The organism is Actinocrispum wychmicini (genome assembly GCF_004345645.1).
Taxonomy (GTDB): Bacteria; Actinomycetota; Actinomycetes; order Mycobacteriales; family Pseudonocardiaceae; genus Kibdelosporangium; species Kibdelosporangium wychmicini.
In genome coordinates, this window is the sequence record NZ_SLWS01000008.1 from 488,528 (window position 1) to 513,985 (window position 25,458).

The window sequence follows — 25,458 nt, forward strand, 5'->3', positions numbered from 1 at the left end:
GAAAAGGACAGGTTAGGGTCTCCTGTGTGGGCGTGACGGTTGTCGGGATCGGGGCGGACGGGTGGGACGGGCTGACATCCGAGGCCCAGTCCGCGGTGCTGTCCTGTGATGTGTTGATGGGCAGCCGGCGGCAGCTGGAGTTGGTGCCGACGCATGTCCAGGCTGTCCGGGTCGCGTGGCCGTCGCCGATGATGCCCGCTGTCCCCGCCCTGCTGGCCGAGCATCGTGACCAGGCGGTGTGCGTGCTGGCCAGCGGCGACCCGATGTTCTACGGCGTCGGGTCCAAGATCGGCCCGGCCCGGGTCGTCCCGCACGTGTCCTCGGTGTCGTTGGCATGTGCCCGGCTGGGGTGGCCGGTGGAGGACGTGCACGTGATCAGGCACGTGACCGAACTGGGGGCGGTCGTGCACCCCGGTCGACGGCTGCTCGTGCTGAGCGCCGACGCCGACTCGCCGGCCGCCGTCGCCGATCACCTGGTGTCCCGGGGCTACGGGGCCAGTGAGCTGACCGTTTTGTCCAATCTGGGAGGGAATGAAGGCACGGTGTCCTGCCGTGCTGAAGAGTTCGATGGGCCGGTCGACCCGTTGAACGTGGTCGCGGTGGAATGCCGAGGGAGTTCGCTGCTGCCCAACGTCCCCGGCCTGCCCGACGAGACCTTCGAACATGACGGCCAGCTCACGAAACGCGAAGTCCGGGCGATCACCCTGTCCCGACTGGTACCCGTTCCCGGCCAGTTGCTGTGGGACGTGGGCGCGGGCGCGGGCAGCATCGCGATCGAATGGTGCCGGACGCATCCGTCCTGCCGGGCCATCGCGATCGAGCAGTCCGCTGAGCGTGCTGAGCGGATCTTGCGCAATGCTGCGGCGTTGGGCGTGCCCAAGGTGTCAGTTGTCGTCGGGTCCGCGCCGGACGCCCTTGACCTGGAGGCGCCGGACGCCGTGTTCGTCGGCGGGGGAGTGACCGGGCCGGGGATGGTCGAACGGTGTTGGGACGCGTTACGGCCGGGTGGGCGGCTCGTGGTGAACGCGGTCACTGTCCAGGCCGAGGCGGTCGTGGCACGATGGCACGCCGAACTCGGTGGTGACCTGGTCCGGATCGCGATCAGCCGGGGCTCGCCGGTGGGCGGCTTCACCGGCTGGCGGCCGATGATGCCCGTCACTGTGTGGACAGTATCCAAGGAGGAAAGATGACCGTGCATTTCATCGGCGCCGGCCCGGGGGCCGCCGACCTGATCACTGTGCGCGGCCAACAGCTGATCGCCTCCTCGCCCGTGTGCCTGTACGCCGGCGCTCTCGTTCCGGTCGAGCTGCTGGAACACTGTCCGCCCGGCGCCCGCCTGGTGGACACCGCGAACCTCGACCTGGACCAGATCACCACCGAACTCCAGGACGCCCACACGAACGGTCTCGACGTGGCCCGCCTGCACTCCGGCGACCCGTCGATCTACAGCGCGATGGCCGAACAGATGCGCCGCCTCGACGCCGCCGGGATCCTGTATACCGTAACCCCCGGCGTCCCGGCTTTCGCCGCCGCCGCGGCTTCGCTCCGCCGCGAACTCACGGTTCCCGGTGTCGGCCAGACCGTGATCCTGACCCGCACCTCGGCCCGCGCCACCCCGATGCCGCCCGGCGAAGATCTGGCGACCCTCGGCGGCAGCCGCGCCACCATGGTGCTTCACCTTGCCGTGCAACGGATCGACGCGGTGGTCGCCGACCTGCTCCCCAACTACGGTCCGGACTGCCCGGTCGCGGTCGTCGCGTACGCCAGCCGAGCTGACGAAGTGATCCTGCGTGGGACCTTGGCGGACATCCCCGCCAAGGTCCACGACGCGGGAATCAAACGAACCGCGGTCATCATCGTCGGCCAATCGTTGACCGCCACCGAATTCGTCGACAGTCATCTGTATGCAGTCGGTCGGGTACGCGAAACCACTCCCTGAGCGATGTCAGAAGTCGCGGCGGACCGTGGTGCCGCCCTGGATCCGCTGTTCCTCCCGGGTGTTCGGCGGGACCCGGTTCTGGAATGCGTTGACACTGTCGGAGCTGGAGCTGACCGAGTTCCGCAGAAGGATCCACTGGACATTGCCGCTGTACGGACTCGTGGTCAGCGACCCGGTGTACCGGTAGGACGACAGGTTTGATGCAAGAAGCGACGGTTTTGTCCGGGAACGCCTTGATGTTGGTCTCGGCGGAGCTGTCGCCCTGCTCCCATTTCAGGGTGTAGGTGGTGGAGTTCGTCATGTCCCTCAGCCAGGAGAGGCCGGGCAGACTGGAGTTGTACACGGCACTGTTGGCGTCGATGTAGATCGGGCTTTGCTGGGCGGACGCGGGTGGCGGCGAGCGCTGTGCCGCCGAGCATGGCCAGCGACAGGGCCATGGTTACGGCCGGGGCGCGAAGGCGGGACGTCATAAGGCTGCGCATCTTGGACTCTCCCGGGAGACCGGGATTGGTAACGGTTGGTAGTGTCTTGCCCTGCCCAGACAACACGAGGTTTTCCGCGCGGCGCCAACAAAGCGGCTGAATCTCCCGCATTTCTGGGAGAGTCTCCCTTGTTTGGAGGATGTCGGTGAGAACAGTGCTCCTGTTGGGCGGCACGAGTGAGGCCCGGCGGCTGGCGGAGAGCTTGGCCGGTCGGCTCAGGGTCGTATCGTCCTTGGCGGGCCGGGTGCGTGATCCGAGGCTGCCGCCTGGCGAGGTGCGGGTCGGCGGATTTGGTGGTGTGGAAGGATTTCGCGCGTGGCTGCTGGCGAACCCGGTCGACGCCGTTGTCGACGCCACGCACCCGTTCGCCGCGACGATGACGGCGACAGCCGCTCAAGTGACCGCGGAACTGGGAATCCCGTTCGTCGTCCTGCGGCGTCCCGGCTGGGTTCAGCAGCCGGGAGACGACTGGCGATGGGTGGACAGCGTCAGCGAGGCAGCCCGAAGCCTGCCGGGGGAGCGGGTGTTCCTGACGATCGGCCGGGAGGAACTCAAGGAGTTCGCGCACCTGCCACAGTGGTTCCTCGTCCGGAGCGTCGACCCGCCCGTGGGACCGGTGCCAGATCGGACACACGTGCTACTGGACCGTGGACCGTTCACTGTGGACGGTGAGATCGCCTTGATGCGCGCCCACGATGTCGACGTCCTGGTCGCCAAGGACAGTGGGGGAGAGATGACCGCCGCCAAGCTCACCGCGGCCAGGGAACTCGCCCTGCCCGTGGTGATCGTGCGGCGGCCACCGTTGCCCGATGTGCCGACCGTCGACTCTGTGGCCGGTGTGCTCAGGTGGCTGGGTACTGACGTGGCGTGAACACCTTGCCGTTGGACAGTTGAGTCCTCGACGAGCCGATCAGCAGCAGGCACCGCATGTCCACAGCGGCCGGATCCAGGTCCGCGAGACGCACCACGGTGACGGTCTCGGTGGCGCCGCCGACGTCCCGGCCGATCACCACCGGGGTGCCTGGGGAACGGTGTTCCAGCAACAGATCCCGGGCGGCCGCGACCTGCCAGGTGCGGCTGCGGGACGCCGGGTTGTAGATCGCGATCACCAGGTCCGCCTTGGCCGCCAACGACAACCGGGACGCGATCACGTCCCACGGCTTCAACCGGTCGGACAGCGACAGCACGCAGTAGTCGTGTCCGAGAGGCGCGCCGACCCGGCTGGCCACGGCGTTCGCCGCGGTGACCCCGGGCAGGACGTGGACGGGCACGTCCGGGTAGTCCGTGGCCGCCTCCATGACCGCGCTCGCCATCGCGAACACACCGGGGTCGCCGGACGAGACGACCGCGACCCGCGACCCGCCCCGCGCCAGATCCAGGGCGTAGGTGGCGCGTTCGATCTCGACCTGGTTGTCCGACGCGTGCCGCCGTTGACGTGGATTCGGTGGCACTCGGTTGACGTACGTCTTGTATCCCACCAGATCCGTCGCCGTGGCCAGCGCCTCCTGAGCCTCTGGCGTGAGCCATTCCCGCCCGGCCGGCCCGAGCCCCACCACCGTGACCGAGCCCGCCGACGCGACCCGAATCGTTGGCTCGCGGGGCAACACGGCACGGCTCGCGAGAATGGCCAACGAGAAGTACGGAACCGTCGTCGGATCCACCGAAGCCAACGGTTCGGTCCGCTGTTTGTCCGTGGTGGCACGTTCCACGTACCAGGCGTCGGCCAGCCGGCCGGCGGACTCCAAAGCGGACCGAACGCCGGAGAAGTTGCGGCCCAGCTTGAGAATCGCGGCCGAGTCGGTGTCCCGCAGCCGGTCGGCGAGGGCGGCGGGCGGCAGCGTGCCGGGCAGGACCGTGAGCACCTCGTCCCGTTCCACCAACGGCCGCCCCAACTCGGCTGACGCGGCGCTCACCGACGTCACACCCGGCACCACCTGGGTGGAGTACCGGTGGGCGAGGCGCTTGTGCAGGTGCATGTAGGAGCCGTAGAAGAACGGATCGCCCTCGGCCAGCACCACGACGTCCCGGCCGGCGTCCAGGTGCGCGGCGAGCCGCCCGGCGCAGGCCTCATAGAAGTCGTCCAAGGCGCCCTGGTAACCGCCGGGGTGGTCGGTGGTCTCCGTGGTGACCGGGTACATCAGCGGCTCTTCGACCTGGCCCGGCCGCATGTAGGACCCGGCGATCGACCGGGCGATGCTGCGGCCGTGCCTGGCCATGTGGAACGCGATCACGTCGGCGGCGCCGATCAGCCGCGCGGCTTTCACGGTCACCAGTTCCGGATCGCCAGGGCCGAGCCCGACACCCCATAACCGACCGTCTGGGGCGGCGGGGGTGGGAGCCCCCGCAGGGGGCTGGTCAGACACAGTTCACTCCACCTCACTCGCGATCGCGTTCACTGCCGCCGCGGTGATGGCGCTCCCGCCGCGCCGGCCGCGCACGACCAGGTACTCCAGGCCGAACTCGTTCGCCACCAACGCTTCCTTGGACTCCGCGGCGCCCACGAACCCCACCGGGATGCCCAGTACGGCCGCCGGCCGAGGCGCTCCCGCCGCGATCATTTCCAGCAAGTGGAACAATGCCGTCGGTGCGTTCCCAATGGCCACAACGGAATCGCCCAACCGGTCGCGTAGCAGCTCCAACCCGGCCGCGCTGCGCGTGTTGCCCATCTCCGCAGCCAGTGGAGCAACGCGTGCGTCGCCGAGCAGGCACACTACCTCGTTGGAAACTGGCAGACGCTGTCGCGTGACACCCGATGCCACCATTTGCGTGTCACACAGAACGGGCGCCCCCGCCCGCAACGCGGTCCTCGCCTTGGATACAACGTTCGGTGAATACAGTATGTCGCGTACCAGATCCACCATTCCGCAACTGTGGATCATCCGGACCGCGACCTGGGCGACGTCCGCCGGCAGGTCGGCCAGGTCCGCCTCCGCGCGGATGGTGGCGAAGGACTGGCGGTAGATCTCCGCGCCGTCCTTGACATACGTCATTCACTCCTCCGATACCCGTCGGCGGTGGCCACCATGTCCACGGCGCCCGCCGGCCGCCCACACCGCCGCGCACAACCCGACCAGTGCACGGGCCCGGACGATGTCCTCGTCGCCACCCACTCGGCGGCGTCCGCGCGTACGTCCGTCAACGACTTCGCGCACCCGGGCAGCCCTGTGCACGCGGTCACGTCGTGCCACGGTGAGTCGGGGTCGGTGACCAAGCCCGACCCGCTGAGATCCGGCTGTCCCGGAACCACAACGCTGCGCCACGGCGTGAGCCGGACCCACGCGCTGTCCAACGCCTGTGCTTGTTGCCGGGTGAGCCGACCCAGCGGGGCCCCGACCACCGTGACGTCCCCGACCGGCCCCGGCGGCAACGCCACTGGCGGTCGCACAGTCAGCCGCTCCGCGCCCGGGGTTCCCAGGAGGGAAACGATTCGGGGAACTCCGTCTGGTATCTCGGACATCCGCCACGCCGAGCCCCGGATCGCCTGAAACTCCTCAGCTGCTCGTACGACCGCGGCGACCGGATCCGACACGCGCAGTCCCGTGTCCTGCCCGGCCAGCAGCAGCGCGTCTTCCTGCAGCCCGATGTCACCGCCGAGCCCACTCACGTCACCCGCGCCCGAATCGACCGTGACCAGGAACCGTCCCGGCAGGTCCGCGAGCGCTGGCATCGCGCATATCGCCTGGTCCAGCTCGTTCACAAGGTGCTGATCATCACCCAACGGCGACGCGATGACGTTGCGCACACGCTCGTGCGTGAACGACGGCAGCAGTCCCGCCCGCCACAGCCGGTCCGCCAGCTCGACCTGGGCTCCCGGCGCCAGCCCGCGGATCTGGACGTTCGCCCGGGAGGTGAGTTCCAGCCCGCCGTCGCCGAGGTCCGCCGAAGCCGCCCGGATGGCCGCGAACTGGGCGTTCGTCAAGGTCCCGCCGGGTACGCGAATCCGCGCCAGGCCACCGTCCGCCGCCTGGTGCAGGACGATCGCGCCGGGGCACGCGTCCGGGCGCGTCCGGGTCGGTTCGTCGGCGGGCATGAGCTGGATGCTACGTCGTGACCCAACCACTGCAGGAAGCGGCGAAGTACGAGGGGACCATAGGTGGTCGCCGTGGGTGCCCACGGTATCGCTGCCGCAGAAGGCGCGCAGATACACCTCGGCGCAAGCCTTGTCGAATACCTCGCACAGGACGTCATGGTGTTCTCTGGTGAGCACGTCACGTCGATAATTTGTCACGACGACCAAATGAACGTGCATTCCGAAAACACACTGTCGGCCAGTCCTTGGTCCTGTGCTGTCGTCATGGGCCAACAGGTTATATTGATCTTCGTGCAGGCCAGGTATCGCTACCGGATCGAGCCCAGGTACAGCGGCGGGTGATCACCCAGGCCAAGACCACCGAGCAGCGTGGCTGGCTGTCCGATGTCGCATCAGTAGCGCTGGTCCAATCCGTTCGCGACGCGCATCAGGCGTTTTTCGAACTTTTTCGACTCGGCGACTGGCCGCCGCCAGGGCCGGAAGGTCGGTCGGCCGCGGTTCAAGTCCCGCAAGGACAACCGGCAGTCGTTCCGCCTCACCCGTAACGGTTTCAGTCTCCGCTCAGACGGTCGGGTATGTCTGGCGAAGATCGGGACGTGCGGGTGAGATGGTCCCGCGACCTGCCGTCAGAACCGTCGTCGATCACGATCATCCGCGATCCGGACGGCCACTACTACGCCTCATTCGTGGTCGAGATCGAACCGTCACCGGTGGAGCAAGAAGCCGGGGTCGATCTCGGTCTGGCTCGGCTCGCGACTATCGCCGATACGACCGGTCGGCGGACGGATGTGCAGAACCCGAAGTACCTCGCCCGGAAGCAGCGCAAGCTCGCCCGCTTGGAGCGGGAGAAGACCCGCCGTGCCAGGGCGGCAAGAATCGGGCCAGGACGCGTCGCAAGATCGCGATCCAGCACGGCAAGGTGTCTCGCGCGAGGCGGGACTATCACCACAAGCAAGCTCTCAACCTGGTCCGCGACAACCAAGCGGTCTACGTGGAGGACCTGTACATCGTGGGGATGGTCCGCAACCGTCGATTGGCACGAGTGATCTACGACGCCGGATGGGCGCAGTTCCTCCGGCTGATCGAGGAAAAAGCCGAACGCTACGGCCGCACCCAGCACAAGGTGTCCCGCTGGCTGCCCAGCTCGAAGACCTGCTCAGCGTGCGGGCACGTCATGGACACCATGCCGTTGAAGGTCCGCGACTGGGTGTGTGCTGTCCGCGGCGTCGCGCACGATCGGGACCACAACGCTGCGATCAACATCCTCGCCGCAGGGCGTGTGGAGAGGCAAAACGCCTGGGGAGCCTCGGTAAGACCTCCTTCCGGGGAGGCACAGGGCGATGAACCAGGAAGCATCAGACGCGACATGACCGCGTGGGAATCCCCGGCCTTGTGGCGGGGAGCACGTCAACAGGTATGGTCGTCCTGAACGGCGGTTAAGGGAGGAAGCGGGTGCAAGTCCCGCGCGGTCCCGCCACTGTCACAGCCAGATACTCCGGCCGCCGTCGCTCGAGTTCTGAGGCGAGGACCTCAGGGGAGTGGAGTGCCGCGTGATCGTCCTGCTGTCGACCTCCGACACCGACCTGCTGTCGGCCCGTGCCAGCGGCGCCGACTACCGTCTCGGCAACCCCGCCCGACTGGCCGTCGACGACCTCCCCGACCTGGTGGACGGCGCCGACCTGGTGGTCGTCCGGATCCTTGGCGGCCGGCGCGCGTGGGAGGAAGGCCTGGACAGTTTGCTGGCCGGGCCACGGCCGGTCGTGGTGCTCGGCGGCGAGCAGGCGCCGGACGCGGAGCTGATGGAGCTGTCCACCGTCCCGGGCGGCGTTTGCGCGGAGGCACACGCGTATCTCGCCCATGGCGGTCCGGCGAACCTGGCGGAGTTGTTCGCGTTCCTCTCCGACACGGTCCTGCTGACCGGTTTCGGGTTCGCGTCGCCCGCGCCCACGCCGACCTGGGGAATCCTGGAGTACGAGAGCAAGAACCAGGGTCCGGTGGTCGCGGTTCTGTACTACCGGGCGCATCACATGGCCGGCAACACCGCGTTTGTGTATACATTATGCGACGCGATCGAGGCGGCCGGCGGCCAGGCTTTGCCGGTGTACTGCTCTTCGTTGCGTACCGCGGAACCGGAACTGCTCGACACCTTGGGCAAAGCGGACGCCCTCGTCGTGACCGTCCTGGCCGCGGGCGGGACGAAGCCGGCCGCGGTGAGTGCCGGTGGCGACGACGAAATGTGGGACGTCGGCGCGTTGGCGGCGCTGGATGTGCCGATCCTGCAAGGACTTTGCCTCACTACGAGCCGGGCGAGCTGGGACGAGAACGATGACGGCCTGTCTCCGCTCGACACCGCCACCCAGGTCGCGATCCCCGAGTTCGACGGCCGGATCATCACGGTTCCCTTCTCGTTCAAGGAGATCGACCCGGACGGGTTGACCGTCTACGTGGCCGACCCGGAACGAGCCGCCCGGGTCGCGGGCATCGCGGTCCGGCACGCGGTGCTCAGGCACATCCCGCCCGCGGACCGGCGGATCGTGGTGATGCTGTCGGCGTATCCCACCAAGCATTCCCGCATCGGCAACGCCGTCGGCCTGGACACGCCCGCGAGCGTCGTGCGGCTGCTGACGACCATGAAGGAACGCGGTTACACGGTCGGTGAACTGCCCGGTGTGGCGGCCCTGGACGGGGACGCCTTGATCCACGCGCTGATCGCCGCGGGCGGGCAGGACACGGACTGGCTCACCGAGGACCAGATCATCGGCAACCCGGTCCGGATCGCCGCGGCGCGATACCGGGCGTGGTTCTCGACGCTCCCGGCGGACACCCGGGCGGAGATCGAACGGCACTGGGGCGCGGCGCCGGGCGACCTGTTCGTGGACCGGTCGCGCGATCCGGACGGTGAGATCGTGCTGGCCGCGTTGCGCGCCGACAACCTCGTGGTGATGGTCCAGCCGCCGCGCGGGTTCGGCGAGAACCCGATCGCCATCTACCACGACCCGGACCTGCCGCCGAGCCACCACTACCTGGCCGCGTACCGGTGGCTGGCCGACGAGTTCGGCGCGCACGCCATGGTGCACGTCGGCAAGCACGGCAACCTGGAATGGCTGCCGGGCAAGACAGTGGGCATGTCCGCCGGCTGCGGCCCGGACGCGGCCCTCGGTGACATGCCGTTGGTCTACCCGTTCCTGGTGAACGACCCGGGCGAGGGCACCCAGGCGAAACGCCGCGCGCACGCCACCTTGGTCGACCACCTCGTGCCGCCGATGGCCCGTGCCGACAGCTACGGCGACATCGCCCGGCTGGAGCAGTTGCTGGACGAGCACGCCACCATCGCGGCGATGGACCCGGCCAAACTGCCGGCGATCCGGGCGCAGATCTGGACGTTGATCCAGGCCGCCAAGCTCGACCACGACCTGGGCCTGGACGACCGGCCGCACGATGCCGAGTTCGACGAGTTCATCCTGCACGTCGACGGCTGGCTGTGCGAGATCAAGGACGTCCAGATCCGCGACGGCCTGCACGTCCTCGGCGTCGCGCCGACAGGCGAGGCCCGGGTGAACCTGGTGCTGGCGATGTTGCAGGCCCGGCAGATGTGGGGTGGTCAGGTGGCGGCCCTGCCCGGCCTGCGCGAGGCGCTCGGTCTGTCCGAAACGGACTCCGACAGGGCGGCGACGGACGCGGTCGAGGCCCAGGCACGCGCCTTGGTATACGGTATGGAGACAGCAGAATGGTCTGTGGATGCCATTCTGGATGTGGTGTCCTCGGCATTGGGACGGGCCGATTCCGTTGTGTCGGACATTTTGTCCTTCGCGGCGACCGAAGTCGTGCCAAGGTTGGCCCGTACCACCGACGAACTGGACAATGTGCTGCACGCCTTGGACGGCGGCTACATCCCGGCCGGGCCGTCCGGGTCGCCGTTGCGCGGCCTGATCAACGTGCTGCCGACCGGCCGCAACTTCTACTCCGTCGACCCGAAGGCCATCCCCAGCCGCCTGGCGTGGGAAACCGGCCAGGCCATGGCCGACTCCTTGCTGGCCCGCTACCGGGCCGACACCGGAGAGTGGCCGCCGTCGGTCGGACTGTCGGTGTGGGGCACCAGCGCGATGCGGACCGCCGGCGACGACATCGCCGAAGTCCTCGCGCTGCTCGGGGTCCGGCCGGTGTGGGACGAGCAGTCCCGCCGGGTCACCGGCCTTGAGGTGATCCCCCTGGACGAGTTGGGCCGGCCGCGGATCGACGTGACGGTCCGGATCTCCGGCTTCTTCCGGGACGCCTTCCCGCACGTGGTGGCGTTGCTGGACGACGCGGTCCAAACCGTCGCCGCCCTCGACGAACCCTCGGCGCAGAACTTCATCCGCGCGCACGCCCAGGCCGACCAACAGGCACACGGTGACGCGCGCCGGGCGACCATGCGGATCTTCGGCTCCAAACCGGGAGCCTACGGCGCCGGGCTGCTGCCCCTGATCGACTCCCGCAACTGGCGGGACGACGCCGACCTGGCCGAGGTCTACGCCGTCTGGGGCGGGTACGCCTACGGCCGTGACCTGGACGGAGTCCAGGCGCGACCGGACATGGAAACCGCGTACCGTCGAATTGCCGTGGCCGCCAAGAACATCGACACCCGCGAACACGACATCGCCGACTCCGACGACTATTTCCAGTACCACGGCGGAATGGTCGCGACCGTCCGAGCCCTCACCGGCAAAACCCCCGCGGCCTACGTCGGCGACAGCACCCGCCCGGACGCCGTCCGAACCCGAACCCTGAACGAAGAGACAACACGCATTTTCCGCGCCCGGGTGGTCAACCCCCGCTGGCTGGCGGCAATGCGCAAGCACGGCTACAAAGGCGCGTTCGAACTAGCGGCCACAGTGGACTACCTGTTCGGCTACGACGCCACCACCGGAGTTGTCGCCGACTGGATGTACGAGCAACTCGCGGCCAGCTACGTACTGGACCCGGAGAACCAGAAGTTCCTGGCCGAAGCCAACCCCTGGGCCCTGCACGGAATCTCGGAACGTCTGCTCGAAGCGGCCGATCGAGGAATGTGGCAGCACCCAGAACAGTCCACACTGGACGCCCTGCGGACCGTGTACCTGAACACCGAGGGCGACCTCGAAGGGCGCTAGTCCCCGTTGGTTCACAGACTGCGCTCGCCGCGCCGCTAGGCTCAGCGCGTGCCCGCGCAACAGACAGGACGCGGCCCTTCCCCTGTCTCCTGGTCGATCAGCCCGCCCGGCGAGGGCATTGTTTTCAGCCCGCGCATCCCGCATCCCAGGACGAACAGCATGTCCGGCCCGGGGCGATCATCGCGATGATCGTGGTCAGCGTGAACGCCAGGAGTAAGTGCTGGTCGACGGGCATGCCGCCAGCATCGCACAAGCTCAGCCCCGGGTGTAACGGTGTTTCACGCCGGCCGGGAAGTACTCGGGGTCACCGGCCGGCCGCAGGACGACTTCCGGGAGTTGCCGCCCGGCCGGCACGTAGTTGGCGAACTCGCTGTTCAGCCGCAGTAGTTGGCTGTGGATCGAGGCCGCGATGACGTACGGGTCGGCGGCGTCGGAGGCCTGCTCGACGGTGACCCGCAGCCGTCGGTCGCGGTCGCTGTCCTCATAGGTCTCCAGGACGAACCTGCCGGTCACCCAGTCGCTGATGCCGGGCTGTTCCAGGCCGACCGTCACGTTCTCCGGGTAGATGTTCGCGCCGAAGAACGACACCGTGAACAGCGACCGGCCGAACACGAACACGAACGGTGACGACGGCCCGGGGACCGGTGTGAAACCGTTGCGGGAACAGAAGTCCATCAGGTCGGGGTGCGACACCAGGCCGCCTTCGTCGGCGATGTGGTACCTGACCAACGGAACGCCGTTGTCGCCGGAGAACAGCAGGGTCCCGTCGACGCACTCGAAGTACCGGCTGGCGGGGTCGTACTGGGCCAGGGTGGGCAGTCGCGAGTCGCCGAACAGTTCCCGGGCCAGGTCCGGGCGGCCGGCCAGGAACCGTCGGATGGACACCGACTGTGGGGTCTCGTTGCCGAGGACACCCGCGTCGGCCGTTCCGTACAGCGAAGCCATGTGCCGCACGGGATCCGTGACTCCGGCTCGCTGGGCGACGAGGTCACGCCACTCCTCGCTGAACACCTCGCCCGCGAACACCATCCGGATCGGCCAGCTCCACGTGCCGGAATCGATCACGTCCTTGATGAACGGCGGGTACCCGAGCAGCACGACCTGGTCGAAGTGCGGGGCGAGCTCGGGGACGACCCGCAGGATCTCGGCCTTGTTGTTGCCGGGCGCGGCGACCGTGATCCGGTATCCCTTCGCGGCGAGGTGCCGGACGCAGGCCGTGGTGAACAGGCCACCGACCCACGTGCCCAACGGAAAGCAGACCACGGCCAGCGTGCTCACGTCCGCCGCGTCGAAACCGTCCCGGAAGACCTGCTCGAACCGGTCGGCGATGTGCAGCTCGTCGCCGAGGTCGCGCGGCCAGATCGTGGGGGTGCCCGAGGAGCCCGACGAAAGGGCGATCATGTCGCACCCGTCCAGCCGGCCGTCCCGGCACAGCTGGGGCAGTGGATAGCGGCGCTGGTAGGTGTCCTTGGTGGTGAACGGCAGCCGCTGGAAGTCCGCCATGGTCCGGACAGCGGCCGGGTCGACCCCAGCGGCGGCGAGGAACCGCTGGTAGGCGGGCACAGTCGCGGCGACCGACTGGAACAGGCCGAGTATGTCCGGCTCCCGCGGCTCGGAAGCGAAGAACGACGTGTACGCGTTGATCACCTTGGCCGGGCGAGTGGTGTCCATGCGAGCCATTGTCGGGGATCGTCCGCGGCGGGCTCGCGCACTGGTTACGCTTCCGCGGTGCGGACGCTAGCGGTTGACCTTGGCACCTCGAATACGGTGGCAGCGTTACGAATCGGCACGGCCGAACCCCGGTTGCTCGGGGAGTCGCTGCCGTCCGCGGTGTGGCTGGACCCGAGCGGCCAACTCGTCGTCGGCCGCGACGCCGAACGGCAGGCGCGGCTGGACGCGTCCCGGTTCGAGCCGACGCCGAAGCTGCGCGTCAGCGAGGGACAGGTGCTGCTGGGCGACACGACCGTGCCCGTGGTGGACCTCTTGGCCGCGCTGCTCCGGCACGTGCTCACCGAAGCGCGTCGTGAGTTGGGCGGCGACCCCGACCAGCTCATCCTCACCCACCCGGCTGCCTGGGGACCGAGCCGCCGCGACGCCTTGATGACGGCGACGCGCGTCGCTGGCGTCAGGTGCCGTACCCATCTCGTACCCGAGCCAGTTGCGGCCGCAGCGCGGTTCGTGACGTTGCCGAACGTGTCGCTCGCGCCCGGCCAGTCGCTCACGGTCCTGGACGTCGGCGGCGGGACCACGGACGTGGCCGTCGTGCTCGCCGGACCGCAGGGTTGGCAGGTGCTCGCCGACGGCGGCGCCGACATCGGTGGCCGGGACCTGGACTTCGAGCTGCTCCAGCACGTGCGCACGAACGATCCGGTGTGGACGGAACTGGGCCGCCCGACCACCCCGGCGGCCCGGCGCGTGGCCAGGACGCTGGCCGAGGACGTCCGCGCGGCCAAGGAGGCGCTGTCCCGGTACCCGCACACGGACATCCCGATGCCGCCCCCGTTACCGGACGCGCACATGACCCGCGGCGAATTCGAGGCGCTGATCCGGCCGTTGCTCGCCAAGATGGTCGACGTCCTGGTGGAGGTGGTCGCCCGCGCCCGTCCCCAGCACATGGCCGGCGTCTTCCTCGTCGGCGGCTCCACCCGGGTGCCGCTGCTGGCGTCGTTGGTCCGGGAACGCACGGGTATGCAACCGGTCGTTCTCGAATCCCCGGAGAATACAGTCGCGCTGGGCGCGCTCGCGGACGTGCGAAAGCCGGCGGTTTCAGCACCGGTGCTCGCGGCCCCTGTGTCAGCACCGATGGTCGCCGCCCCGCCGCCGCCCCCTCCGCCGGGGCCGACCGTTGTGGTCCAGCCCGGCTGGGCACCGCCGCCGCGGCGGAAGTCCCGCTTGATTCCGGTGTCGGCGGCGATCGTCGCCATCGCGCTCGTGGTGGTCACGATCGTGCTGCTGGCGTCGAACTCGGGCCCAGGAGCCGAGCAGCCGCTGGCCGCCGCTCCCGACGACTCCGCCGACCTGAGACGCCAGGTGTTCGGCGACGACCAGGAACTCCTCCGGCTGGCCGTGCCCGCGGTGGACAACGCCACCCAGTGCGCCAGTTCCAAGGGCGCCGCCACCGACAAGTTCAACTCGAGGACCCAGGTCCGGTGCCTGATGCAGACCCCAGCGGGCTACGAGCTGGCCATCGAGTTCATGTCCGCGGCCGGCAAGTCCGCGTGCGACGGCGTGGTCAGCGGTCTCGGGTTCAACGCCGGGCGCAGCGGCACCTGGTCCGGCAACAGCCGGAAGGGAACCTGGCAGGACGTCACCTTCGCCCCGCTCGACAACGCCAACGAGTCGGTGACCGGCGTCTTCTACCGGACAGACGCCGGCACCACGTGCGCGGTTCTCAACAACACGGTCAACTCGAAAGGCGTGACGGGCAACGCCATCCACCAGTTCTGGGTGGACAAGGTCCAACCCCGCTAGTTACCCGATCGGCCGGTCTGTCGGCGCGATCGGCGCGGGTAGCACCGACCGGCCGGTGAGGTACGCGTCCACCCCGGCCGCGGCCGACCGGCCCTCGGCGATGGCCCAGACGATCAGGGACTGGCCGCGGCCCATGTCGCCCGCGACGAAGACGCCATCGACGTTGGTGGCGAAGTTCTCGTCGCGGGCGACATTGCCCCTGGGGTCGTAGTCGACCCCGAGCTCGGTCAACAGGCCTTCCTGTTGTGGGCCGAGGAAACCCATGGCGAGGGTGACCAGCTGCGCCGGGATCTCCCGGTCCGTCCCGGCCACCGGCTCGAACCGCCCGTTGTCCATTCGCACGTCCACGAGCCGCAACGCGCGCAGGTCGCCGGCGTCGCCGAGGAACTCCACTGTGGACACCGAGTAGACCCGGTCGCCGCCCTCCTCGTGCGCGGACGAGACCCGGTAGATCATCGGGTACGTCGGCCACGGATGCTGAGCCGACCTGATCTCCGGCGGCCGCGGCATGATCTCCAGCTGCGTCACGGAGGCCGCGCCTTGCCGATGCGCCGTGCCCACGCAGTCCGCACCCGTGTCGCCGCCGCCGATGACCACGACGTGCTTGCCGGCAGCACTGATGGGGGACGAGTCGATGTCGCCCCGCGCCACCCGGTTGGCCGGCGGAAGGTATTCCATAGCCTGGTATACCCCATTCAAAGACCGCCCCGGGACCGGCAGGTCACGCCACGCGGTCGCGCCGCCGGCCAGGACCACCGCGTCGAACGACGACCGCAGTTCGGCCACTGTGACGTCCACGCCGACGTTCACGTTGGTACGGAACGTGGTCCCCTCGGCCCGCATCTGGTCCAGCCGCCGGTCCAGTCGCCACTTCTCCATCTTGAACTCGGGGATCCCGTACCGCAGCAGCCCGCCGGCCGCGTCGGCCCGCTCGAACACGGTCACGTCGTGCCCGGCTCGGGTCAGCTGCTGGGCGGCGGCCAACCCAGCCGGGCCGGAGCCCACCACGGCCACGCTCCGGCCCGACCGGCTGACCGGGACCTGCGGGGTCACCCAACCCTCGTCCCACGCCCGGTCGACGATGGCGATCTCGACCCGTTTGATGGCCACCGGATCGCCGTTGATCCCCACGACACAAGCCGTCTCGCACGGCGCCGGGCACAACGTCCCGGTGAACTCGGGGAAGTTGTTGGTGGCGTGCAGGCGTTCCGCGGCCAGTTGCCAGTCCTGGCGCCACACCAGGTTGTTCCACTCCGGGATGAGGTTCCCGAGCGGGCAGCCCTGGTGGCAGAACGGGATGCCGCAGTCCATGCAGCGGCCGGCCTGGCGCTGGGTCCGGTCGCCGGCGAAGTCCTCGTAGACCTCACGCCAGTCCCGCAGCCGCAGGAACACCGGGCGGGTCGACGCGTTCTCCCGGGGTGTGGTGAGAAATCCCTTGGGGTCAGCCATGTGCCGCCTCCATGATCGCCTCGTTCACGTCCCGTCCGTCCCGCTCGGCGCTGGCCCGCGCGGCCAGCACCCGCTTGAAGTCCTTCGGCATCACCTTCGTGAAGCGGCCAGTGTCCCAATCCAGCAAAAGTTCGCGTGCGATGACGGAATCCGTCTCAGCGAGGTGGCGTTCGACGGTTTCCTTCAAAAACGCGCGATCCGTGTCGTCCAGTGGATCGAGGTCGACCATCTCCCGGTTGACCCGCCGCGCCGCCAGATCCAGGACGTACGCGACCCCACCGGACATCCCGGCGGCGAAGTTGCGGCCGGTGGAACCCAGCACCACGACCCGACCGCCGGTCATGTACTCGCAGCCGTGGTCGCCGACCCCTTCCACCACCGCCAGCGCGCCGGAGTTGCGGACACAGAACCGTTCCCCGACCTTGCCGCGGATGAAGATCTCGCCCGAGGTGGCGCCGTAGCAGATCACGTTGCCGGCGATGATGTTCTCCTCGGCCGCGAACGGCGCCGACGGGTCCGGCCGCAGCGTGATCCGCCCGCCGGACAGTCCTTTCGCGACATAGTCGTTGGCGTCCCCGACCAGCCGCAACGTCACACCAGACGGAATGAACGCGCCGAACGACTGGCCGGCCGTGCCGGTGAACGTGATGTCGATGGTGTCGTCGGGCAGTCCGGCGCCGCCCCAGATCCGGGTCACCTCGGACCCGAGCATGGTGCCGACGGTCCGGTTCACGTTCCTTACCGGCAACTCCAGCCGAACCCTGTCACCAGAGGCCAACGCGCCCTCGGCCAGTTGGATGAGCGTGTTGTCCAGCGCTTTGTGCAGGCCGTGGTCCTGGGCCGTGCTCTGGTGCCGGGACGCCCGCGGCGGCAGGTCCGGCACGTGGAAGATCGGCGTCAGGTCCAAACCGGCGGCCTTCCAGTGCGAGACGGCCGCGCGGGTGTCCAGCAGCTCGGCGTGCCCGACCGCCTCGGCGAGCGACCGGAAACCCAGCTGCGCCAGGTACTCCCGGACCTCCTGCGCGACGAACTCGAAGAAGTTCACCACGTACTCGGCCTTGCCGCTGAACTTCTCCCGCAGCACCGGGTTCTGGGTGGCGACACCGACCGGGCACGTGTCCAGGTGGCAGACGCGCATCATGATGCAGCCCGAGACGACGAGCGGCGCGGTCGCGAAGCCGAACTCCTCCGCGCCCAGCAGGGCCGCGATGAGCACGTCCCGCCCGGTCTTGAGCTGGCCGTCGGTCTGCACCACGATCCGGTCCCGCAACCGGTTGCGCAGCAACGTCTGCTGCGTCTCGGCGAGGCCGAGCTCCCACGGGCCGCCGGCGTGTTTGATGGACGACAGGGGAGAGGCGCCCGTGCCGCCGTCATGCCCGGAGATGAGCACCACGTCGGCGTGCGCCTTGGAGACGCCGGCCGCGACTGTGCCGACCCCGACCTCGGACACCAGCTTGACGTGGATCCGCGCCTTCGGGTTGGCGTTCTTCAGGTCGTGGATGAGCTGCGCGAGGTCCTCGATCGAGTAGATGTCGTGGTGCGGCGGGGGCGAGATGAGCCCGACACCGGGGGTGGAGTGCCGGGTGCGGGCGATCCACGGGTACACCTTCGTGCCCGGCAGCTGCCCGCCCTCGCCGGGCTTCGCGCCCTGGGCCATCTTGATCTGGATGTCGTCGGCGTTGACGAGGTACTCGCTCGTCACCCCGAACCGGCCGCTCGCCACCTGCTTGATCGCCGACCGGCGCAGGTCGCCATTCTCGTCGACTGTATACCGGTCCGGGTCCTCGCCGCCTTCGCCGGTGTTGGACTTGCCGCCGATCCGGTTCATCGCGATCGCCAGGACCTCGTGCATCTCCTTGGAGATCGAGCCGTACGAGATCGCGCCGGTGGCGAACCGCTTCACGATGTCGACGACCGGCTCGACTTCTTCCAGAGGCACGGGTGTGCGGTCCTTGAAGGAGAACAGGCCGCGCAACGTCATCATCCGCGCGGACTGCTCGTCGACTGCCTGGGTGTATTCCTTGAAGACCTCATACCGGCCGGACCGCGTGGAATGCTGTAGTTTGAATACTGTATGCGGATTGAACAGGTGCGCCTCGCCCTCGCGACGCCACTGATAGTCCCCGCCGGTGTCCAGCTCGCGGTGGCTGGCGTGGATCCCGTCCGGCGGGAACGCCTTAAGGTGCCGTTGGGCGACTTCCTCGGCCAGCACGTCGAAGCCGACGCCGCCGAGCCGGGACGTCGTTCCGGTGAAACAGGAGTCGACCACCTCCGGGCCGAGACCGATCGCCTCGAAGATCTGCGCGCCGGTGTAGGAGGCCACTGTGGACACTCCCATCTTGGACATGGTCTTGCGCACACCCTTGCCCAGCGCCTTGATCAGGTTCCGGGTCGCGTGCTCGGGATCCAGCGCGGTCTCCTCCACGCTGGCCATGGCCAGGTACGGGTTGACGGCCGCGGCGCCGTACCCGATCAGCAACGCGACGTGGTGCACCTCGCGGGCGTCGCCGGCCTCGACGATCAGCCCGACCTGGGTGCGTTTCTTCGCCCGGATCAGGTGGTGGTGCACGGCCCCGGTGAGCAGCAGCGACGGGATCGGCGCGTGCTCGGTGTTCACGCCGCGATCGGACAGCACGAGCAGGCGCGCACCCTCGGCGATCGCCGCGGACACCTCCGCGCGGATCTCGTCGAGACGGCGCCGCAAGGCGTCACCGCCGCCGTGTACGTCATACGTGCCACGGACGGTGAACGTCCGGAAGCCCGGCAGGTCGCCGTCGTCGTTGATGTGCACGATCTTGGCCAGCTCGTCGTTGTCCAGCACCGGGAACGACAGCGTGATCCGCCGGCACGCGCCCGGGATCGACGACAGCAGGTTCGGCGACGACCCGATCGACGTGTGCAGCGACGTGACCAGCTCCTCCCGGATCGAGTCCAGGGGCGGGTTCGTCACCTGCGCGAACAGCTGCGTGAAGTAGTCGAACAGCTGCCTTGGCCGGTGCGACAGCGACGCCAGCGGCGAGTCGTTGCCCATCGACCCGATCGGCTCGGCGCCGGTCGCGGCCATCGGGCGCAGCAGGACGTTCAACTCTTCCTCGGTGTACCCGAAGGCCTGCTGCCGCCGTACGAGCGACGCGTGCGTCGGCACCTCACGCGCCCGCGCCGGCAGCTCGGCCAGGTCGATCAGGCCGGCGTGCAGCCAGTCGGTGTACGGATGCTCGGCCGCCAGCTCGCTCTTGACCTCGTCGTCGTCGATGATCCGGCCGGACGCGGTGTCCACCAAGAACATTCGGCCCGGTTCGAGCCGGCCCTTGCGGACCACCGTGGCCGGGTCCAGCTCCAGCACCCCGGCCTCGCTGCCCAGCACGACCAGCCCGTCCTCGGTGACCCAGTACCGGGCCGGCCGAAGGCCGTTGCGGTCGAGCACGGCGCCGATGAGCGTGCCGTCGGTGAACGCGACCAACGCCGGCCCGTCCCACGGCTCCATCAGCGTCGAGTGGTACTCGTAGAACGCCCGGCGGGCCGAGTCCATCTCCTCGTGGTTCTCCCACGCCTCCGGGATCATCATCAGCACGGCGTGCGGCAGGCTCCGGCCGCCGAGGTGGAGCAGCTCCAGCACCTCGTCGAACGACGCCGAGTCACTGGCACCGCGCGTGATGATCGGCAGTACGCGGGACAAGTCCCCTGGTATGACGTCACTTGCGAGCGTCGACTCGCGGGTGTCCATCCAGTTCACGTTGCCACGCAACGTGTTGATCTCGCCGTTGTGGGCGACGTACCGGTACGGGTGCGCCAGCGGCCACGACGGGAACGTGTTGGTGGAGAACCGGGAGTGCACCAGGCCGATCGAGCTGGTCACCCGCGGGTCCGTCAGGTCGGGGAAGAACCGGTCGACCTGGGTCTCGGTGAGCATGCCCTTGTATACGATCGTCCGCGCGGACAGCGACGCGAAATACACGTCGTTTGTATGCTCCGCGCGTTTGCGGACGCAGAACGCCAGGCGCTCCAACACGAGCCCGGAACACCCGTCCGCGGCCAGGAACAGCTGGCCGAGATACGGACGCACGCTCGCCGCGGTCGGGCCGACGTGCTCGGGGTCGACGGGCAGCTCACGCCACCCCAGCACCCGCGCGCCCTCCTCGGCGACGATGGCCTCGATTCCGGCCACCACCTGGGCTCTCGTGGTGACGTCCATCGGCAGGAACGCCGTGCCGACCACATACTCGCCGGCCGGCGGCAGCTCGAAGGCCACCACTTCGGTGAAGAAGTCGTGCGGGATCTGGATCAGCAGTCCGGCGCCGTCACCGGTGTCCGGTTCCGCGCCTCGGGCACCGCGATGTTCCAGGTTTCGCAGGGCGGTCAACGCCTGGGCGACGATGTGGTGGTTCCGGCGGCCAGCGAGGTCGGCGACGAACGAGACGCCACAGGCGTCGTGCTCGAACTGCGCGTCGTAGAGGCCCTCGGTCTTGTGGCGGGTCACTGAAGCGGCCCTCCCCGGGGAAAGAATGGGAACTGGTGCCGCACTCCGTTGTGCGCGAACGCCTGGCCCTGCGAGCTCCCGGATGGCGGGACGGCAGAGCGAGCGAGGGCCCGGAGGTCATCCGGGGGTTCTCGTGACAGTAATGTGAACACACGGTTATGCCTGATGTCACGTGGGAAATCCCACCCAACAGTTGACAGTTCCGCCGGTGGGGTGCAGGGGCATCGGCTGGTTTCACGATGTGGACACCCAGCCTACCGGAGGCGGTTGTGCCCGGAGTGTGACCCCGGTTATTCTTGAAACGTTTCAAGTTTCATCGCGACCCAACGGAGGGCACAGTGATGGGCGAGAACGTGAGCCGCCGGCTTTTCCTACAGGGGGCAGCAGTGACCACCGGGATGATGGCCCTGCCACCGGGGCCGGCCGACGCGGCGGGCGGCGGCGCCCTGTCCGTCGGCCGGACGACAGTCGAGTACGCCGACGCCCCGCTGGGCACGGACGCGCTCAACCCGCGACTGTCGTGGGTGCTAGGCGCGAGCGAGAACGGCCAGCACCAGACGGCGTACCAGGTCCGGGTGAACGGCGTCTGGGACTCCGGCAAGGTCACGTCCGACCGTTCGGTCGCCGTGCCGTACGCGGGCCCACCGCTGCGGCCGCGGACCCGTTACTCGTGGCAGGTCCGGGTGTGGGACGCGCAGGACCAGCCGTCGGACTGGAGCGCGGTCCGCTGGTGGGAGACCGGATTCCTCGGCGGTGCGTGGCAGGCCCGCTGGATCGGCGCGCCCGCGGCCACCGCACCGCCCACTGTGGACGGAGCATCGTGGATCTGGTCGCTGGACGGCACGGTTGACTCGGCTCCCGTCGGCCCGCGCTGGTTCCGGGCCGCGGTCGACGTGCCTGGTCAGGTGACCAGCGCGAAGATCGTGGCCACAGCGGACGACGACTTCACGCTTTACGTTGGCGGACAACAGGTCCTGTTCGCGCCCGAGGCCACCGACAGTTGGCGGACCGGGTTGGTCGCGGACGTCACGCACCTGGTCTCCGGCCGGGTGGTTGTCGCCGCGGTGGCGACCAACCGCGGCACGGCCCATCCAGGCAATCCCGCCGGGCTGCTGGTCCGCTTGGTCGTCAACGGACAGACGACACTCGTCACGGGCGACGGCTGGCGAGTCACGGCCACCGAGCAAACCGGTTGGCAGCAGCCAGGATTCGACGACAGCCGATGGGACCGCGCGGCCGTGCTCGCGCCCTACGGCGGCGGCCTGTGGGGCGCGAACGTGTCCGTGCCGACCCCAGAGGCCCCCGCTCCCTTGCTGCGCAAGGACTTCACGCTCACCCGGCCGGTCGTCACAGCGCGGCTGTACATCAGTGGCCTCGCCTACTACGACGTCGTGGTCAACGGAACCCGCGTCGGCAGCCAGGTGCTCGACCCCGGGTTCACCGACTACGACAAGACCGTCCTGTACGCCACCCACGACCTGTCGAGGCTGCTCAAGCCGGGCGGCAACCGGATCGACGTCACACTCGGCCGGGGTTTCTACGGCCTGACCACGCCGAACGTCTGGAACTGGCAGAACGCCAGCTGGCACGGCGAGCCGAGACTGCTGGCCCAGGTTGAGGTGGACCACACCGACCGGTCCCACACGACCGTCGCCACCGGCCCGGACTGGCTGCTGGCCGACAGCCCGACCGTCACCAACTCCATCTACGCCGGCGAGACGTACGACGCCCGCGTCACCCCGACCTGGCGCCCGGCCCAGGTCGTCGACCCTCCACAAGGGACACTCAGAGGCCAGCAGCACGAGCCGATCGAGGTGGTCGAGGACGTCACACCGGCCGTCACCGAGCTCAGCCCCGGGGTGTGGGTGGCCGACATGGGCCGGACCATGGCCGGCTGGTCGAAAGTGACCGTCCGCGCGCCCGCCGGGACGGTGATCCGGTTACAGCACGGCGAGAAGCTCAAGGCCGACGGCAGCGTGCAGTGGGAAGGCAGTCACGTTTCCGGCAGGTACCAGACCGACGAGTACATCTGCGCGGGCACCGGCGCCGAAACGTGGGAACCGCGCTTCTCCTACAAGGGTTTCCGGTACGTGCAGGTGACCGGCGCGCGGCCGGAGGCCCTGGTGGGCCGGGTGGTGCACACCAACGTCCCGCAGACAGGCACGTTCCGGTGTTCGGAACCGTTCTACGAACAACTGGACCGGGCCATGCGCCGCACGATCCTGAACAACCTGCACGGCATCCCGACCGACACGCCGATGTACGAGAAGAACGGCTGGACCGGCGACGCGCAGCTCGGCCTGCCCACGATGATGTTCGCCTACGGCGTGCCCAGGTTCGTGACGAAGTGGCTGAACGACATCCGGGATTGTCAGACCTCGGCCGGACAACTGCCGGTGATCGTGCCCAGCGGTGGTTGGGGATACAACGAACTGGGCCCGTCGCCGGAGTGGACCACGGTGTATCCGTTCGCCCTGCGCGAAATGTACCGGATCTACGGCGACGACAAGCTGGCCGCCGAACACTGGGACACGGTCGTGCGTTACCTGGACTGGGAGATCGCCCGGTTGCGGGACGGCCTGGCGCTCACCGAACTCGGCGACTACCTGTCACCCGGCACGGGCGGCAACCCGCCGGAGGACACACGCCTGACCGCGACGGCGTACCTGCACCGAGCCCTCACGGCCATCGCCGAGCTGGGCGACGTGTTGGGACACAACGAAGTCTCCGCACGTTATCGAGCGGTCGCCGACCGGTGCCGGGACCGTCTCAATGTGGCCTTCCTCAAGGACGGCCACTACCAGACCGCGAAGGACCCGGGCTACCGCCAGACGTCGAACGCGGTCCCGCTGGCGTTCGGCCTCGTCCCACCGGGTTCGGTCGCCTCGGTGGTGGACAGCCTGCTGGCGGACATCAGCGCGCGCGGCAACCACCTCAACACCGGTTGTCTGGGAACGAGTGTACTGCTGCCGGTGCTGACCGCGAACGGTCACGCCGACGTCGCCCACGCGATCGCGACCCAACGGACATTTCCCAGCTGGGGCTTCTGGTTCGACAACGGCGCCGACACGATGTGGGAGATGTGGCCGACCGACTCACGGTCCCGTGACCACTACTTCGAGGGCACGGTCGTGCAGTGGCTCTACGAGAACGTGGCCGGGTTGCGCCCAGGTGACGCCGGTTATCAGCGGTTCACCGTGCGTCCGGACGCGCGAGTAGGGGTCAGTTGGGCACAGGCGGCCATATCCACCGTGCGCGGGGCGGCTTCGGTAGCCTGGAACATGGTTGGCTCCACAATGCACCTCACTGTCGGGGTGCCAGTTGGTTGCGCAGCCGAGGTTTTCGTACCGGGGTCGTCGGTGACGGCGCCGCCGGGGGTGCGGTTCGTCCGTGCCGAAGCCGGGTTCCAGGTCCACCTGGCCCCGGCCGGCCAGTGGACGTTCACCGGTGATCTCGATCACCCCTAGCGGCTTGGCGTTTCCGGCGGGCGCGGAATGGAACGGGGTGAACTCCGCGTTGTAGTCGTCGACGTGGAGTGACTGTTTGGGAGGCCGTGGTGCTGGACCCGGAGAACCTGTATGAGGTCGACTCGGATGTGCCGGATCTGACCGGCGCGGTGCTGTTGCACCACCTTGACGGCTTCATGGACGCCGGTTCCGCCGGTGGTGCGCTGGTGGAGCAGTTGCTGAGCGGCTATGAGCACCGCGTGGTCGCGCGGTTCGACATCGACGGGCTGTTGGACTACCGCTCCCGCCGCCCGATGATGACGTTCGTGACCGACCACTGGGAGGACTACCAGGCCCCTGAGCTGGTGGTCCGCCTGCTGCACGACAGCGCCGGCACGCCGTTCCTGCTGATGACCGGCCCGGAGCCGGACTTCCGCTGGGAGGCGTTCGTGGACTCGGTGCGCCACCTCGTCGAGCGGTGGGGAGTCCGGCTCTCGGTCGGGTTCCACGGCATCCCGATGGGCGTGCCGCACACGCGTCCGCTCGGCGTGACCGTGCACGGCACGCGACCTGAGCTGACCGCCGGCCACGACACCTTCTTCAACCGTGTCCAAGTGCCGGGGAACGTGTCGGGCCTGTTGGAGTTGCGTCTCGGCGAGGCGGGTCTCGACGCGGTCGGCTTCGCCGCGCACGTGCCGCACTACCTGACGCAGTCGACGTATCCCGCGGCGGCCCTGGTCCTGCTCGACACGATCGTGCAGGCCACCGACCTGGTGCTCCCGGTCGCGGCGTTGGCCGAGAGCTCCCGCCGGGCGGACGCGGAGATCCAGCGCCAGGTCGCCGAATCCGACCAGGTGGCCGAAGTGGTGGCGGCCCTGGAACGCCAGTACGACGCCTTCGTCGACGCCAACGACAAGCAGAACCTGCTGGTCGACCCGGAGAACATCCCCAGCGCCGACGAACTGGGCGCCGAACTGGAACGCTTCCTGGCCGAACAGCAGCGCAAACCCGAATAGCCCCCTGAGAAGGCCGCGG

The 25,458-nt window shown here is 68.8% G+C and carries 15 protein-coding genes, 1 pseudogene and 1 riboswitch; of the genes and pseudogenes, 9 read left to right on the plus strand and 7 right to left on the minus strand.

The window, feature by feature from the left end:
• Positions 1–26 precede the first annotated feature (26 nt).
• Positions 27–1,190 (plus strand): precorrin-6y C5,15-methyltransferase (decarboxylating) subunit CbiE, encoded by a 1,164-nt coding sequence (gene cbiE, locus EV192_RS35125; RefSeq protein WP_243727266.1) that lies wholly within the window; start codon positions 27–29, stop codon positions 1,188–1,190.
• Positions 1,187–1,939, plus strand: coding sequence for a precorrin-4 C(11)-methyltransferase (gene cobM / locus EV192_RS35130; RefSeq protein WP_132122893.1), 753 nt, complete (start codon positions 1,187–1,189; stop codon positions 1,937–1,939). The genes cbiE and cobM overlap by 4 nt, the downstream gene beginning before the upstream one ends.
• A gap of 6 nt (positions 1,940–1,945) precedes the next feature.
• On the opposite strand, the gene EV192_RS57515 is transcribed toward cobM, so the two are convergent.
• Complete coding sequence (locus EV192_RS57515; RefSeq protein WP_132123030.1) at positions 1,946–2,134, minus strand: carbonic anhydrase family protein; 189 nt, start codon at positions 2,132–2,134, stop codon at positions 1,946–1,948.
• A gap of 426 nt (positions 2,135–2,560) precedes the next feature.
• Between EV192_RS57515 and EV192_RS35140 the strand changes: the two genes are divergently transcribed.
• The gene (locus EV192_RS35140) at positions 2,561–3,292 is read left to right on the plus strand and encodes a cobalt-precorrin-6A reductase (RefSeq protein ID WP_132122894.1); all 732 of its coding nucleotides are present in this window, start codon (positions 2,561–2,563) and stop codon (positions 3,290–3,292) included.
• On the opposite strand, the gene EV192_RS35145 is transcribed toward EV192_RS35140, so the two are convergent.
• Genes EV192_RS35145 through EV192_RS35155 form a run of 3 tightly spaced genes read right to left on the minus strand, consistent with a single transcriptional unit; the run spans position 3,264 to position 6,451 of the window.
• Positions 3,264–4,784, minus strand: a complete 1,521-nt coding sequence (locus EV192_RS35145; RefSeq protein ID WP_132122895.1) for a precorrin-2 C(20)-methyltransferase — start codon at positions 4,782–4,784, stop codon at positions 3,264–3,266. The two genes, EV192_RS35140 and EV192_RS35145, sit on opposite strands and share 29 nt — an antisense overlap.
• Positions 4,785–4,787: 3 nt before the next feature.
• The gene (locus tag EV192_RS35150) at positions 4,788–5,411 is read right to left on the minus strand and encodes a precorrin-8X methylmutase (protein WP_132122896.1); all 624 of its coding nucleotides are present in this window, start codon (positions 5,409–5,411) and stop codon (positions 4,788–4,790) included.
• Positions 5,408–6,451: a hypothetical protein gene (locus EV192_RS35155; RefSeq protein WP_165960797.1), complete on the minus strand. Its 1,044-nt coding sequence runs from the start codon at positions 6,449–6,451 to the stop codon at positions 5,408–5,410. Before EV192_RS35155 ends, EV192_RS35150 begins: the two co-directional genes overlap by 4 nt.
• Before the next feature lie 72 nt (positions 6,452–6,523).
• On the opposite strand from EV192_RS35155, the gene EV192_RS56270 reads away from it, so the two are divergent.
• From EV192_RS56270 to cobN, 3 genes and pseudogenes are all read left to right on the plus strand, one after another.
• The gene (locus EV192_RS56270) at positions 6,524–6,793 is read left to right on the plus strand and encodes a hypothetical protein (protein ID WP_243727269.1); all 270 of its coding nucleotides are present in this window, start codon (positions 6,524–6,526) and stop codon (positions 6,791–6,793) included.
• Positions 6,794–7,026: 233 nt separating this feature from the next.
• Positions 7,027–7,880: pseudogene (locus tag EV192_RS56970) on the plus strand (RNA-guided endonuclease InsQ/TnpB family protein).
• Positions 7,855–7,969: riboswitch (cobalamin riboswitch) on the plus strand. (Overlaps the previous pseudogene by 26 nt.)
• A gap of 32 nt (positions 7,970–8,001) precedes the next feature.
• Positions 8,002–11,580: a cobaltochelatase subunit CobN gene (gene cobN / locus EV192_RS35165; protein ID WP_132122898.1), complete on the plus strand. Its 3,579-nt coding sequence runs from the start codon at positions 8,002–8,004 to the stop codon at positions 11,578–11,580.
• 255 nt (positions 11,581–11,835) lie between these two features.
• Here the strand turns inward: cobN and EV192_RS35175 are convergent, their stop codons facing one another.
• Positions 11,836–13,251, minus strand: a complete 1,416-nt coding sequence (locus EV192_RS35175; protein WP_132122899.1) for a phenylacetate--CoA ligase family protein — start codon at positions 13,249–13,251, stop codon at positions 11,836–11,838.
• Between the two features lie 96 nt (positions 13,252–13,347).
• On the opposite strand from EV192_RS35175, the gene EV192_RS35180 reads away from it, so the two are divergent.
• Complete coding sequence (locus tag EV192_RS35180) at positions 13,348–15,051, plus strand: Hsp70 family protein (protein ID WP_165960780.1); 1,704 nt, start codon at positions 13,348–13,350, stop codon at positions 15,049–15,051.
• Here EV192_RS35180 and EV192_RS35185 read toward each other — a convergent pair whose 3' ends face one another.
• Positions 15,052–16,500 (minus strand): glutamate synthase subunit beta, encoded by a 1,449-nt coding sequence (locus EV192_RS35185; protein ID WP_132122901.1) that lies wholly within the window; start codon positions 16,498–16,500, stop codon positions 15,052–15,054.
• Positions 16,493–20,977: a glutamate synthase large subunit gene (gene gltB / locus EV192_RS35190; RefSeq protein WP_132122902.1), complete on the minus strand. Its 4,485-nt coding sequence runs from the start codon at positions 20,975–20,977 to the stop codon at positions 16,493–16,495. Before gltB ends, EV192_RS35185 begins: the two co-directional genes overlap by 8 nt.
• A 386-nt stretch (positions 20,978–21,363) precedes the next feature.
• Here gltB and EV192_RS35195 point away from each other — a divergent pair, with 386 nt between their 5' ends.
• Positions 21,364–24,444 carry an alpha-L-rhamnosidase gene (locus EV192_RS35195; RefSeq protein WP_243727271.1) on the plus strand — a complete coding sequence of 1,027 codons (3,081 nt, stop codon included), beginning with the start codon at positions 21,364–21,366 and terminating at the stop codon, positions 24,442–24,444.
• Positions 24,445–24,530: 86 nt separating this feature from the next.
• On the plus strand, positions 24,531–25,439 hold the full coding sequence (locus EV192_RS35200) for a proteasome assembly chaperone family protein (protein WP_132123031.1): 909 nt from the start codon (positions 24,531–24,533) through the stop codon (positions 25,437–25,439).
• Positions 25,440–25,458 lie beyond the last annotated feature (19 nt).